The organism is Pelomonas sp. BJYL3 (genome assembly GCF_027257975.1).
GTDB lineage: Bacteria > Pseudomonadota > Gammaproteobacteria > Burkholderiales > Burkholderiaceae_C > Roseateles_B > Roseateles_B flavus.
On the sequence record NZ_JANZKX010000008.1, the window covers coordinates 57,173 to 70,894 of the forward strand.

Annotated in this window: 11 protein-coding genes; 6 read left to right on the forward strand and 5 right to left on the reverse strand. The window is 69.5% G+C overall.

Features of this window, described 5'->3' with window-relative positions:
• Positions 1-19 precede the first annotated feature (19 nt).
• From parC to O9Y01_RS21325, 5 genes are read right to left on the reverse strand one after another with little or no spacing between them, the layout of a single operon-like run.
• Entirely contained in the window at positions 20-2,386 is a 2,367-nt protein-coding gene (gene parC, locus O9Y01_RS21305) for a DNA topoisomerase IV subunit A (protein WP_269633661.1), read from the reverse strand.
• Between the two features lie 36 nt (positions 2,387-2,422).
• Positions 2,423-3,127, reverse strand: coding sequence for a lytic transglycosylase domain-containing protein (locus O9Y01_RS21310; RefSeq protein ID WP_269633662.1), 705 nt, complete (start codon positions 3,125-3,127; stop codon positions 2,423-2,425).
• Positions 3,124-3,672: a GNAT family N-acetyltransferase gene (locus O9Y01_RS21315; RefSeq protein WP_269633663.1), complete on the reverse strand. Its 549-nt coding sequence runs from the start codon at positions 3,670-3,672 to the stop codon at positions 3,124-3,126. Before O9Y01_RS21315 ends, O9Y01_RS21310 begins: the two co-directional genes overlap by 4 nt.
• A 5-nt stretch (positions 3,673-3,677) precedes the next feature.
• Complete coding sequence (locus O9Y01_RS21320) at positions 3,678-4,730, reverse strand: histone deacetylase family protein (RefSeq protein ID WP_269633664.1); 1,053 nt, start codon at positions 4,728-4,730, stop codon at positions 3,678-3,680.
• Between the two features lie 54 nt (positions 4,731-4,784).
• Positions 4,785-6,779 (reverse strand): DNA topoisomerase IV subunit B, encoded by a 1,995-nt coding sequence (locus tag O9Y01_RS21325; protein ID WP_269633665.1) that lies wholly within the window; start codon positions 6,777-6,779, stop codon positions 4,785-4,787.
• A gap of 133 nt (positions 6,780-6,912) precedes the next feature.
• Here O9Y01_RS21325 and O9Y01_RS21330 point away from each other — a divergent pair, with 133 nt between their 5' ends.
• The 6 genes from O9Y01_RS21330 to bamC all read left to right on the forward strand — a co-directional run bounded on the left by O9Y01_RS21330 (position 6,913) and on the right by bamC (position 13,465).
• A complete protein-coding gene (locus O9Y01_RS21330) occupies positions 6,913-8,436 on the forward strand; it encodes an amidohydrolase family protein (protein ID WP_269633666.1) in 1,524 nt (507 codons plus the stop codon).
• A gap of 19 nt (positions 8,437-8,455) precedes the next feature.
• Positions 8,456-9,685, forward strand: coding sequence for an MFS transporter (locus tag O9Y01_RS21335; RefSeq protein WP_269633667.1), 1,230 nt, complete (start codon positions 8,456-8,458; stop codon positions 9,683-9,685).
• Positions 9,686-9,915: 230 nt separating this feature from the next.
• Positions 9,916-10,710: an SDR family oxidoreductase gene (locus tag O9Y01_RS21340; protein WP_269633668.1), complete on the forward strand. Its 795-nt coding sequence runs from the start codon at positions 9,916-9,918 to the stop codon at positions 10,708-10,710.
• A gap of 22 nt (positions 10,711-10,732) precedes the next feature.
• Complete coding sequence (locus tag O9Y01_RS21345) at positions 10,733-11,293, forward strand: class I SAM-dependent methyltransferase (RefSeq protein ID WP_442952786.1); 561 nt, start codon at positions 10,733-10,735, stop codon at positions 11,291-11,293.
• A 61-nt stretch (positions 11,294-11,354) separates the two neighbouring features.
• The gene (dapA, locus tag O9Y01_RS21350; protein ID WP_269633670.1) at positions 11,355-12,236 is read left to right on the forward strand and encodes a 4-hydroxy-tetrahydrodipicolinate synthase; all 882 of its coding nucleotides are present in this window, start codon (positions 11,355-11,357) and stop codon (positions 12,234-12,236) included.
• A gap of 74 nt (positions 12,237-12,310) precedes the next feature.
• A complete protein-coding gene (gene bamC, locus O9Y01_RS21355) occupies positions 12,311-13,465 on the forward strand; it encodes an outer membrane protein assembly factor BamC (protein WP_442952785.1) in 1,155 nt (384 codons plus the stop codon).
• Positions 13,466-13,722: the final 257 nt, after the last annotated feature.

A 13,722-nucleotide genomic window follows, 5' to 3' on the forward strand; every position in this document is an offset into this window, starting at 1 on the left:
CCCTGTCCAGCCCCTGGGATCAGCCCGCCAGCACGCGGGCGACCTTCTGCAGGCCCTCGACCGGCTTGCCCTTGCGCGCGCGCTTGCCGGCGTAGCCCGCCAGGCCGGCGCCCTTGAGCAGCTCCTCCTTGGGCTTGCCGCCGCGGCCCGAGCCCAGCACCTGCAGGGTCTGGGTGAAGGCGGCCACGCTCAGCAGCAGGTCCTTGCCCTCCAGTTCCATGAGGGTCAGGCCGCGGCCGCCCTTGGGCTGGTGCTTGAGTTCGTCGAGCGCGTAGGTCAGCAGACGGCCGCCCAGCGAGAGGCAGGCCAGCTGCACGCCCAGCACCTCGCCACCCGGCACGGGGCTGGGCGGCAGCGGCTTTTCCTCGCCTTCCAGGCTCAGGAAGGTCTTGCCGGCCTTCTGGCGGCTGATCAGGTCACCCACTTGCGCGATGAGGCCGAAGCCGCCCGTGTTGGCCAGCACCAGGCGCTGCGCGCTGGCAGCGGCCCAGTAGTGGACGATCTGCGTGCCGCTCTCCAGCTCGATCAGCGTGGTGATGGGCTGGCCGTCGCCGCGCCCGCCCGGCAGGGCCGAAACGGGCACCGAGTACACGCGGCCATTGCTGCCGAAGACGATCAGGGGATCGACGCTGCGGCAGGGGAAGGTGCCATAGAGCTGGTCGCCCGACTTGAAGGACAGCGCGGCCGGGTCGACCTCATGCCCCTTCAGCGCCCGCACCCAGCCCTTCATGGAGACGACCACCGTGACCGGCTCGTCCACCACCTTGATCTCGGCCACGGCCTTCTTCTCTTCCTGGATCAGCGTGCGGCGCTCGTCGCCATAGGTCTTGGCGTCGCCCTCGATCTCCTTGACCACGGTGCGCTTGAGCACGCTGGGGTTGTCCAGGATGTCCTGCAGCTTGTTCTGCTCCTCGCGCAGGGCCTTGAGCTCCTGCTCGATCTTGATGGCCTCGAGCCGCGCCAGCTGGCGCAGCCGGATCTCGAGGATGTCCTCGGCCTGGCGGTCCGAGAGCTTGAAGCGCTCGATCAGCGCGGCCTTGGGCTCGTCGCTGTTGCGGATGATGCGGATCACCTCGTCGATGTTCAGCAGCACCAGCTGGCGGCCTTCCAGCACGTGGATGCGGTCCAGGACCTTGTCCAGGCGGTGCTGGGTGCGGCGCTGGACCGTGGCCATGCGGTAGCCCAGCCATTCGGTCAGGATCTGGCGCAGGCTCTTCTGCGTGGGCCGGCCATCGGCGCCGATCATGGTCATGTTGATCGAGGCGCTGCTCTCCAGGCTGGTGTGGGCCAGCAGCTGGGTGATGAGCTCCTGCTGTTCCACCGTGCGGCTCTTGGGCTCGAACACCAGGCGCACCGGGGCATCCTTGCTGGACTCGTCGCGCACGCCGTCCAGCACGGCCAGGATGGAGGCCTTGAGCTGCTGCTGGTCCGCCGTCAGGGCCTTCTTGCCGGCCTTGATCTTGGGGTTGGTCAGCTCCTCGATCTCCTCCAGCACCTTCTGCGAGGAGGTGCCATGCGGCAGCTCGGTGACCACCAGCTGCCACTGGCCGCGGGCCAGGTCCTCGATCTTCCAGCGGGCGCGCAGCTTCAGCGAGCCGCGGCCGCTGCGGTAGGCGGCCTGGATGTCCTCGGGCGAGGAGATCAGCTGGCCGCCGCCGGGATAGTCGGGGCCCGGCAGGTGGCTGAACAGCTCTTCGTCGCTGAGCTTCTCGTTCTTCAGCAGGGCGACCGCTGCGGCCGCCACCTCGCGCAGGTTGTGGCTCGGCACCTCGGTGGCCAGGCCCACCGCGATGCCGGACGCGCCATTGAGCAGCACGAAGGGCAGGCGCGCGGGCAGCTGGCGGGGCTCCTGGGTGGAGCCGTCGTAGTTGGGCACGAAGTCCACCGTGCCCTCGTCGATCTCGTCCAGCAGCAGCCGGGTGATGGGCGCCAGGCGGGCTTCCGTGTAGCGCATGGCCGCCGCGCCGTCGCCGTCACGGCTGCCGAAGTTGCCCTGGCCGTCGATCAGCGGGTAGCGCTGGCTGAAGTCCTGGGCCATGCGCACCAGGGCGTCGTAGGCGGCCTGGTCACCGTGCGGGTGGAAGCGGCCCAGCACGTCACCGACCACGCGGGCGCTCTTGACCGCCTTGGGGCCGCTGGCCGTGGTGAAGGACAGCCCCATGCGCTCCATCGAGTACAGGATGCGGCGCTGCACCGGCTTCTGGCCGTCGCATACGTCCGGCAGCGCGCGGCCCTTGACCACGGAGAGCGCGTACTCGAGGTAGGCGCGCTCGGCATAGTGGGCCAGGGTCAGGCTGTTGCCGTCGTCGCTGCCCCCGCCGCCGGGGGCGGGCTGGGGAGCCGATTGCGGGTCGTCGAAATCGAAGGAGTTCTGGTTCATCGTCATGGGGAATGGCGCCTTGCCTGCTGGCCTGATGCGGGCCTACTGCTGAGAGACCGGCGCGCTGTGGAATTGCATGCCCTGCAGCTGCTGGCTCTGGCTGCGCTGCAGCAGCGCCCAGTAGAGCTCCAGCACCATCTGCACATGGGCCTGGGTTTCGTCGATGGGAGGCATGCGCCCCCCGGCCTTGCGGACCGCCGACTCGCCGGCGTTCCAGGCGGCCAGGGCCGCGTCGATGCGGCCGTAGCGCTTGATCAGGTCGGCCAGCATGCGGGCGCCGATCAGCACATTGCTGCGCGGCTCGCGCAGGCGCTGCTCGACGGGCTGGCGGGATTCTGCCGCGGTGGCGTACTGTTCGGCGGCAAGGGCGGTGATCTGCATGAGGCCGGTGGCGCCGCGCGGGGACACCACATCGGCCTTGAAGCCGCTCTCCACCGCGATCATGGCCTTGAGCAGCTCCGTGTCCACGCCGGTCTGCTGCGAGGCCTCGCGCAGATAGGGCTGCACGGCCTTGACCTCGGGCGCGAACTCCAGCCAGGTCAGCAGGGAGCGGCCGTGGTCGGTCTTGCCCGGCACGCGCTGCGGGCGCGCGCCCAGGCTCATCACGGGCTGGTAGCGATCGTCCAGGCGCTGGGCCGCGAAGTGGGCGACGCCCGCCTTGTCCACATAGGCCCACAGCTCCGCCTGCGCAGCCGTGGCCAGCATCAGGAACACGAAGGCCGGCAGCCATTTCACGCGCCACTTCACGCGGATTCCTCGTTCATGGCGCGGCGGGCCTGGTACTCGCGGTCCAGCATGGACATCACGATCAGGCTGTCATAGCCGTCCGCGCCCTCGATGCTCACCCGCACGCTTTCGCGCAGCCGGCCCTCCTCGACAAAGCCCTCGCTGAGATAGAGCGCCTGGGCGCGCGTGTTGAGGCCTTTGACGTCCAGCCAGAAGCGGTGGGCATGCAGCTGCTGGAAGGCCAGCTGCTTCAGCAGGCGCACGCAGGCGCGGCCCACGCCCTGGCCCTTGGGCTGCAGCACCAGGCGCTTGAGTTCCACCGAACGGTTGGGGTTGCGGCAGCCCTGCAGGATCACGTAGCCGGCCGGCTGGGCCTGGGTTTGCAGGTCCTGACCCCATTCCACGATGAAGTGGCGCGAGTCCGGGAAGCGGATCGCGCCCTCGTGCTGGGTGCGCTCCCAGGGCGTGATGAAGGGCAGGTTGGCCCCGTCCTGCTCGACCGAGACGACGTAGTCCAGGTCCGAGAGCATGGTGGGGCGCAGGTGCACGCGCGGCAGGCCGTTCATGGCGTTCAGACCCCGGGCTGGCCCTGGGCCGTTGATTCGAAGCCCGCCAGCACGGCCTGCACATTGCGACCGATGGCGGCGGTGGCATAGCCGCCCTCTTGCAGGAACAGCGTGGGCAGCTGCAGCGAGGCCAGGCTCTGGCCCATGCGGCGGAACTCGGGCTCGTCCAGCTGGAAATGCGAGATGGGGTCGCCGCCGTAGGTGTCCACGCCCAGCGAGACGATCAGCAGCTCCGGCGCATAGGCATTGAGCTGCACGAGGGCCTTCTCGAAGGCCTCGAACCACTGCTCGTTGCTGGCGCCGGCGGGCAGCGGCCAGTTGGCGTTGAAGCCCTCGCCCGCGCCCGCGCCGCGCTCGTCGGCATGGCCCAGGAAGAAGGGGTATTCGGTCTGCGGATCGCCGTGGATGCTGAGGAAGAAGACGTCGGCGCGCTCGTAGAAGATGGCCTGCGTGCCGTTGCCGTGGTGGTAGTCCACGTCGAGGATGGCCACGCGCTGCCTGCCCGCATCGCGCGCGGCCTGGGCCGTGACGGCGGCGTTGTTGATGAAGCAGTAGCCGCCAAAGAAGTCGGCACCCGCATGGTGGCCGGGCGGGCGGGTCAGGCAGTAGGCCGAGCGTTCGCCGGCCAGCACCAGGTCCAGCGCCGTGAGGCTGGCCTGCGCGCCCCAGTAGGCAGCGGACCAGGTGCCCGCGGTCAGCGGAGAGCCGCTGTCCATCGAGTAGAGCCCCATGCGGGCCGCGAAGCTCCGCGGCTCCACATCGCTGCGCAGGCTGCGGATGGGCCACACCGCCGGGAAGGCCTCGCCCTGCCCGCCCAGCGCCTGCCACTCGGCGTAGGCGCCCTCGATGAAGCGCAGATAGCGCGGCGCATGCACCCGCTCCAGCGGTGCGCGGCCGTGGTCGACCACAGGCACGAAGGGCCCGAGATCGCTGGCCTGCAGGGCCTGCAGCACGTAATCGGCACGGGCCGGGATCTCGAAGGCATCCACCAGCTGGCCGCGGAAGAATTCCTTCTGCGCGGCATGCTCGGCGTGGCGCTCGTTGTAGACGATCTTCATGGGGATTCCCGACGATGGCTGGGGCTGGAGGGTCAGGTCTTGCTCAGCGCAGGCTCAGATGTCGACCTCGACCGAGTCGCCATGCAGCTCCATGAGCTCGCGGCGCGAGGCGGCCTCGCCCTTGCCCATCAGCTTGTTGATGGCGCCCTCGGTGGCGGCGAAGTCGAACATGCCGTAGGCCACCTGCATCAGGCGGCGCGTCTCGGGGTTCAGCGTGGTGTCCCAGAGCTGCTCGGCGCTCATCTCGCCCAGGCCCTTGAAGCGGCTGATGGTCCAGCTGTTCTCGCGGGCGCCTTCCTTGCGGAGCTTGTCCAGCGTGGCGGTCAGCTCGCCTTCGTCCAGTGCATAGATCTTGGCGGCGGGCTTCTTGCCGCGGGCCGGCGCGTCCACGCGGAACAGCGGCGGGCGCGCCACGTAGATGTTCCCGGCCTCGACCAGCTTGGGGAAGTGGCGGAAGAACAGCGTCAGCAACAGGACCTGGATGTGGGAGCCGTCGACGTCGGCGTCGGACAGGATGCAGATCTTGCCGTAGCGCAGGTTGCTGAGGTCCGGCGTGTCGTTGGGGCCGTGCGGGTCCACGCCGATGGCCACCGAGATGTCGTGGATCTCGTTGTTCTTGAAGAGCAGGTCGCGCTCGACCTCCCAGGCATTGAGCACCTTGCCGCGCAGGGGCAGGATGGCCTGCGTCTCCTTGTTGCGGCCCATCTTGGCGGAGCCACCGGCGGAGTCGCCCTCCACCAGGAAGAGCTCGTTGTGCAGGAGGTCGCGGCTTTCGCAGTCGGTCAGCTTGCCGGGCAGCACGGCCACGCCGGAGCCCTTGCGCTTCTCGACCTTCTGGCTGGCGCGCTGGCGGGTCTGGGCCTGCTTGATGACCAGCTCGGCCAGCTTCTTGCCGTGCTCCACATGCTGATTGAGCCACAGCTCCAGCTGCGGCTTGACGAAGGCCGAGACCAGGCGCAGGGCGTCACGCGAGTTCAGGCGCTCCTTGGTCTGGCCCTGGAACTGCGGGTCCAGCACCTTGGCCGAGAGCACGAAGCTGGCGCGCGAGAAGACGTCGTCCGGCATCAGCTTGACGCCCTTGGGCAGCAGGCTGTGCATCTCGATGAAGCTCTTGATGGCGCCGAAGAGGCCATCCTTCAGGCCGGACTCGTGCGTGCCACCGGCCACCGTGGGGATGAGGTTGACGTAGCTCTCGCGCATCGGCGCGCCCTCTTCCGTGAAGGCCACGCACCAGGCGGCGCCCTCGCCCTCGGCGAAGTTCTCGGTCTCGGCCTTGCTGGCGTACTGCTCGCCTTCGAACAGGGGGATCAGCGGATCGCTGTTGAGCGTCTGCATGAGGTAGTCACGCAGGCCGCCCTTGTAGGCCCAGGTCTGCACTTCGCCGGTCTTTTCCTGCTTGAGCGTCACGGTGACGCCGGGCATCAGCACGGCCTTGGAGCGCAGCAGGTGCACCAGCTCCGCCTTGGGCAGGTCGGGGCTCTCGAAGTACTTGGCGTCGGGCCAGACACGCACCGTCGTGCCCTGCTTGCGGTCGCCGCTGGCCGCGGGGCGCACGGCCACCGGCTCCACCACATCGCCCGCCTCGAAGGCCAGGCGCGCCACCTGCTTCTCGCGCCAGACCGTCACCTCCAGGCGCTTGGCCAGGGCATTGGTCACGCTGACGCCCACGCCGTGCAGGCCGCCGGAGAAGCTGTAGGCGCCGCCCGAGCCCTTGTCGAACTTGCCGCCGGCATGCAGGCGGGTGAAGACGATCTCGACCACGGGCACGCCCTCTTCCGGGTGCAGGCCGAAGGGGATGCCGCGGCCGTCGTCCTCGATGGTGATGGAGCCGTCGGTGTGCTGGGTGAGGTCGATGCGGCGGCCGTGGCCGGCCAGGGCCTCGTCGGCGGCGTTGTCGATCACCTCCTGGATGATGTGCAGGGGGTTGTCCGTCCGGGTGTACATGCCCGGGCGCTGCTTGACGGGCTCCAGGCCCTTGAGAACGCGGATCGAGGCCTCGCCATAGCCCGAGGGCGCGGCGGACGCGGAGGAGACTGCTTTGCTTGCCATGGCGGCGATTGTAGGGAGGCGCCGGCCCGGCTCCGGCGACGGCGGGCGGGGGAATCCCCAAGCCTGACTTGAGTCGAGCGGCTTATTTCCGGCGTAGCATCCGCCACTTTGCTGAAGCCTGGGGCCTTCTCTCTTGTTGTACGTCCTGCGAATTTCCGTCCTGCTGACCTCCCTGGCCCTGGGCACCGCCGCCCAGGCCCAGACCGCCGCCGCGCCCACGGTCGGCCAGGCCCAGCCTTTCAAGGCCAGCGCCCCGCTGGCCATGGAGCTGCACAACGCCCGCTGGTTCGACGGCCAGGGCTTCCAGAAGGGCACGCTCTACGTCGTCGACGGCAAGTTCACCAAGGCACGCCCCAAGCGCATCCACCGCCGCCTGGAGCTGCGGGACCAGTACCTGATCCCGCCCCTGGCCGAGGCCAACAACCACAATCTGCAGAGCGGCTGGGGGGTGCAGACCTTCGGCCAGCGCTATCTGCAGGATGGCGTCTTCTATGCCGCCATGCAGTGCGGTGACCCGGACAGCACCGCCAGCGCCCGCCCCCTGCTGAACCAGCCGGACAGCGTGGACGTGAGCTTCACCACCGCCTGCGTCACGAGCTCCGACGGTCACCCGCTGGCCCCGCTGCTGGCCCAGCCCGTGGCCGAGGGCCAGGCGCCGCGCCAGGTCGGTGACTTCGCCGACAAGCAGCTGCTGCTCGTCGACTCCCCCGAGCAGGCCCAGCAGAAGTGGCCCCTGGTGGCACCACGCAAGACCGACTGGCTCAAGATCATCCTGGCCTACAGCGACCGGCCCGAGCTGCGCGGCGACCCGGCCGCCCTGGGCCGCCTGGGGCTCAGCCCCGAGACCGCCGCCGCCCTCGTGCGATTGGCGCACAAGGACAAGCTGCCGGTCAGCGCCCATGTGGAGACCGCCGCCGACTTCCGTGCCGCGCTCGAGGCTGGCGTTGACCAGATCGGCCACGTGCCCGGCTATTTCGCGAACTTTGGCGACGGCCCCGAGCGTTTCCGCCTGGACGAAGCCACCGCCGCCCGCGCCGCCAGCCAGAAGACCCAGGTGCTGACGGCCACGGTGGCCAACACCCTCTTCCCCATGAGCGAGGAGCAACGCCAGGCCCAGCGCGCCGTGCTGGCCGAGAACCTGCGCCTGCTCAAGGCCGCCGGCGCGCAGCTGCTGCTGGGCTCGGACAACTTCCCCGGCACCTCGCTGGCCGAGGTCCACCACCTGGCCGGCCTGGAGGTCTTCAGCCCGGCCGAGCTGCTGAAGATGGCCAGCATCAGCACGCCGCGCGCCCTCTTCCCCAAGCGCCGCCTGGCCTGCTTCGACGAGGGCTGCGAGGCCAGCTTCCTGGTGCTGGTGAGCAATCCCCTGGACGACCTGCACACGCTGGACAAGCCGCTCATGCGCATCAAGCAGGGCCGGCTCCTGACCCAGCTGGACAGCGTGGCCGAGGCCAGCGACGCCAGCACGGAGGCCACCGCCGTGGCAGCCAAGGCCGCCAAGCCCGCCAAGGGCAAGAAGGCAGGCTCGGCCAAGGCCGGCGGCAAGGGTGGCAGCAAGACCGCCGCCACCGCTCGCAAGACCAGCGCCGGCAGCGCCGCCGGCAAGTCCCCACGCGGCGCTGCGGCAGTCCGCCAGGGGACAGCGAAGCGCCGCTGAGCCCGCTACAGTGCGGCGGATGCAGTACCCGCCCCACCCCGGTCTCCCCTCGCGTTCCCCCTCCGTGCAGCAGGTCCTGCTGTGCGGGGCCCTCATCGTGACCCTTTCGATGGGCATACGCCACGGCTTCGGCCTCTGGCTGCAGCCCATCACCGTGGAGCGGGGCTGGCCGCGCGAGACCTTCGCCTTCGCCCTGGCCGTGCAGAACCTCGCCTGGGGTGCCGCCGGCCCCATCGCCGGCATGCTGGCCGACCGCTTCGGGGCCTGGAAGGCCCTGGTGATCGGCGCCCTGCTGTACGCCCTGGGCCTGGTGCTGATGTCGGTCTCGCAGTCGGGCCTGGCCTTCACCGGCAGCGCCGGGCTGCTGATCGGCATGGCGCAGTCAGCCACCACGTACGCGGTGATCTACGGCGTGCTGGGCCGGGCGGTGAGCCCGGAGAAGCGCTCCTGGGCCTTTGGCGTGGCCGCAGCGGCCGGTTCCTTCGGCCAGTTCTGCATGATCCCGCTGGAGAGCCACCTGATCGCCGGCCTGGGCTGGCAGCAGGCCCTGTGGGTGCTGGCCGGCGCGGCCCTGCTGATCATCCCCCTGGCCCTGGGCCTGCGCGAGAAGGGCCCGCGGCCCGCGCATGCCGGGCCCCACCAGAGCATCGGCCAGGCCTTGCGCGAGGCCTTCGGCTATCGCAGCTTCCAGCTGCTGATGCTGGGCTACTTCGTCTGCGGCTTCCAGGTGGTGTTCATCGCGGTCCACATGCCCAGCTACCTGAAGGACCACGGCCTGGAGCCGGGCCTGGCCACGACCTCGCTGGCCCTGATCGGGCTCTTCAACATCTTCGGCACCTACACCGCCGGCCTGATGGGCCAGCGCTATCCCAAGCGCTACCTGCTCTCGGCCATCTACGCGCTGCGGGCGGTGACCATCACGGTCTTCCTGCTGGTGCCGCTGAGCGCGCCCAGCGTGTGGGTCTTCTCGGCGGTGATGGGCTTCCTGTGGCTGTCCACCGTGCCGCCCACCAATGCCGTGGTGCTGCAGATCTTCGGGCCGCAGCACCTGTCCATGCTGGGCGGCTTCGTCTTCTTCAGCCACCAGATCGGCAGCTTCATGGGCGTCTGGCTGGGTGGCAAGCTCTATGACGCCACGGGCAGCTACGACGTCGTCTGGCTGCTCGCCATCGCCCTGGGCGTGATGGCGGCCCTGGTCAACCTGCCGGTGCGCGAGCAGGCCATCGCGCGCCAGCCGCTGCCGGCGTGACGCCATGAGGGGACAGGTCTTGCCCCGGCCGCCCTGGCGCAACGGGCGTCTCTGGCGCATTTGGCTGACGCGAGGCATGATCGCGCTCGCGCTGCTGCTGGCCTTTGCGGCCTACCAGGACCCGACCCTGATGCTGCAGCTGGGCAACCAGCTGCTGAGCTGCTTCTGAGGCCGGGCATGCGCCCGGTGCCACCCATTTCCGGGCAGCTCCCACCTCTGCAGGACCCTTCATGATCGTCATCATCACCGGCGCTTCCGATGGCATCGGCGCCGAACTGGCCCGGCAATGGGCCGCACGCCAGGGCCAGGGACTGAAGCTGGTGCTCAGCGGCCGCCAGCTGCCCAAGCTGCAGGCCGTGGCGGCGCACTGCGAGGCGCTCGGCGCCACCGTGCGCGTGCATGCCGCCGATCTCGCGGAGCAGGCTGCCTGTCAGGGGCTCATCCGCGCCGCCACCGAAGCCTTCGGCGGCATCGATGTGCTGGTCAACAACGCGGGCATGTCGGCCCATGCGCTGCTGGAGGAGGTCCAGGACCTGGCCTGGTACGAGCAGCTGATGCGCGTCAACCACTGGAGTGCCGTCTGGTGCAGCCATGCAGCCCTGCCCTGGCTCAAGGCCAGCCAGGGCCGGCTGGTGGCGGTGTCCAGCCTCGCCGGCCTGGTGGGTGTGCCGGGCCGCACCGCCTACAGTGCCACCAAGTTCGCGATGACCGGCTTCTTCGAGGCCCTGCGGGTGGAGATGGCGCCGGCCGGCGTGTCCGTGACCATCGCCTATCCGGGCGTGGTCGCCACCGAGATCCGCTACCGGGGCTTCGGCGCCAACGGCCAGCCCGCGGGCCGCAGCGGCCTGGACGAGCGCGGAGCGATGGGCGTGGACACCTGCGCCCGGCTCATCCTGGACGGCACGCTGCAGCGCGAGCGCGACATCGTCATGAGCGCCAAGGGCCGTCTGGGCCGCTGGCTCAAGCTGATCGCGCCCGGCGTGGTCGACCGCCTGGCGCTCAAGGCCCTCAACCGGCAGCACTGAGCTGCGCCCTGCCATGCAAGACCTGACCCCCACGGCCGCGCCCTCCCCCTGGCTCCTGCGCTGGCAGCGCCATTTCGGCGCCGGCCAGACCGCGCTGGACCTGGCCTGTGGCAGCGGCCGGCATGTGCGCTGGCTGCGCGGGCGCGGCCTCCAGGTCTGCGCCGTGGACCGTGACGCCCAGGCCCTGGCCACCCTGCAGGACAGCGGCGCCGAGCTGCTCGTGGCCGACCTCGAAGGCGCGCCCTGGCCCCTGACCGACCGCCGCTTCGACCTCGTGCTGGTGACGAACTACCTGTGGCGCCCCCTGCTGCCGCGCCTCGTCGAGGCGGTGGCGCCGGGCGGCTGGCTGGTCTACGAGACCTTTGCGGACGGCCATCAGCTGCTGGGCCGGCCCTCGCGCCCGGACTTCCTGCTGCGCCATGGCGAGCTGCTCGAAGCGGCCCGGGGGCTGCGCATCGTGGCCTACGAAGACGGCTTCGCCGATGGCGATGGCGCCGGCGTCAACCCGCGCCAGATCCAGCGCGTTGCCGCCGTTCGCGAGCGAACGCCGGGCGACCCGCAGGCCCGCTATCACTTACCCTGAAGCCGGACCGGCCAGACCCATCCTGCGCTTCAGTAGAATCCGCTGATTACGAGGAACCCTCATGAAACCGATTCTTGGCAGCATCGTGGCGCTGGTGACCCCGATGCAGGACGACGGCAGCGTCGACTACGACGCCCTGCGTCGCCTGATTGACTGGCACATCGCCGAAGGCACTGACTGCATCGGCGTGGTCGGCACCACGGGCGAATCGCCCACGGTGACGGTCGACGAGCACTGCGAGATCATCCGCGTGGCCGTCGAGCACGCCGCCCGCCGCGTGCCCATCATGGCCGGCACCGGCGCCAACAGCACGGCCGAGGCGATCAACCTCAGCCGCTACGCCAAATCGGTGGGCGCCGACTGCACGCTGTCGGTCGTGCCCTACTACAACAAGCCCTCGCAGGAAGGCATCTACCAGCACTACAAGGCGATCGCCGAGGCCGTGGACATCCCCATGATGCTCTACAACGTGCCCGGCCGGACCGTGGCAGACATGAGCCCGGAGACCGCTCTGCGCTGCGCCAGCCTGCCCGGCGTCTTCGGCGTCAAGGAAGCCAGCGGCAACATCGAGCGCGCCGCCTACCTGGTGAAGAACGCCCCCAGGGGCTTCCACATCTATTCGGGCGACGACGGCACGGCCATCGCCCTGATGCTGCTGGGCGGCCATGGCAATGTGAGCGTGACGGCCAACGTCGCGCCGCGCGCCATGCACCAGCTGTGCAAGGCCGCCCTGGCGGGCGACGTCAAGGAAGCCACCCGCATCCACTTCCAGCTGCTGAGCCTGCACAAGCAGCTGTTCTGCGAACCCAGCCCGGCTCCCACCAAGTGGGCGCTGGAACGCCTGGGCCGCTGCAAGGCCGCGCTGCGCCTGCCCATCACCCCGCTGACCGCGGCGGGCCAGGCCAGCGTCGAACAGGCCCTGCGCGAAGGCGGCCTGCTGTGATTTGAGGTGTGAGCCGCGGATTTGTGTCAAATCTGCGGTACAACACCGCCCGTGTTCTCTTGGAGATGTCTAGCGTGACTCGTTCTCTTTCTGCCCCGGCCAAGGGCCTGGCCTCCGGTCTTGTCCTGGCCTCGTTGACCTCGCTGACGGCCTGCAGTTCCATCGAAGGCATGATCGGCACCGACAAGGTCGACTACCGCACCGGCGCCATGCAGACGAGTGGCCTGGACGTGCCTCCGGACCTGACCCAGCTGAACCAGGAACGCCGCAACAGCGGCGGCGTGGTGACGGCCTCCGAGATGGCCAGCCAGAAGGCCGCCCCCCGCAACGCGGGCACCGCGGCAGCCGCCAACGTGGCGCTCAACGCCGTGGGCGACATCAAGCTGGAGCGCGTCAACGGCCAGCGCGTGCTGCGCAGCAGCCTCGCCCCCGAGCAGCTGTGGCCGCAGATCCGCGGCTTCTGGATGGGCATGGGCTTCGAGATTGCCAGCGAGCAGGCCGAAGTCGGCGTGATGGAAACCAGCTGGGCCGAGAACCGCGCCAAGCTGCCGCTGGACTTCATCCGCCGCACCATCGGCCAGGCCCTGGACAACCTCTACTCCACCGGCGAGCGGGACAAATACCGCACCCGTGTCGAGCGCGTCAACGGCGGCACCGAGATCACCATCTATCACCGCGGCATGCAGGAGGTCTACACCAGCCAGCAGCGCGACCAGACGGTGTGGCAGCCCCGTGCGGCCGATCCTTCGCTGGAAGGCGAGATGCTCTCCCGCCTGATGCTCAAGCTCGGCGGCCGCGAGGCGGACGCCAAGGAAGCCCTGCAGGCCAATGCCGGCAGCGCCAGCACGACCAAGCTGGCCGTGGAGCCGACGGCCCGCAATCTGTCGGAAGTGCCGACCAGCCTGAGCATCAACGAGGACTTCGACCGCGCCTGGCGCCGTGTCGGGCAGTCGCTGGACCGCCATGGCTTCACGGTCGAGGACCGCGACCGCAAGCTGGGCCTGTTCTTCCTGCGCTACGCCGATCCCAACCTGGTCGGCAAGGAAGAGCCCAACTTCTTCTCGCGACTGTTCGGCTTCGGCAAGACCGTCACCGCCAACCGCTACCGCGTGCTCGTGAAGAGCGACGGCGGCAAGACCGTGGTGAGCGTGACCGACAGCCAGGGCGTGCAGCAGACCGACGACAACGCCAAGCGCATCCTCTCCCTCCTCCAGGAAGACCTGCGTTGAGGAGGTGGGGCTGGCGCCCCATCTGTTGACCGGACTGAGGACAAAGCCTCTGGGTGCCGCGGCCCCAGGGGCTTTTTCTTTGTTCGAAGAAGACTGCACGCCGCGACAGCAGCGGCGAGACCGTCGTGAATCTCGGAATCTCCACCTGCACAGAGCAGGCGGCGCAGGACTGCGGGCGTACGCCTTTGCTCCGTGTCCCCCGGCCCGCTCCGCGGTCCTCCTCCTTGACCTGCGCAAAGGCGCACACCCGCAATCCT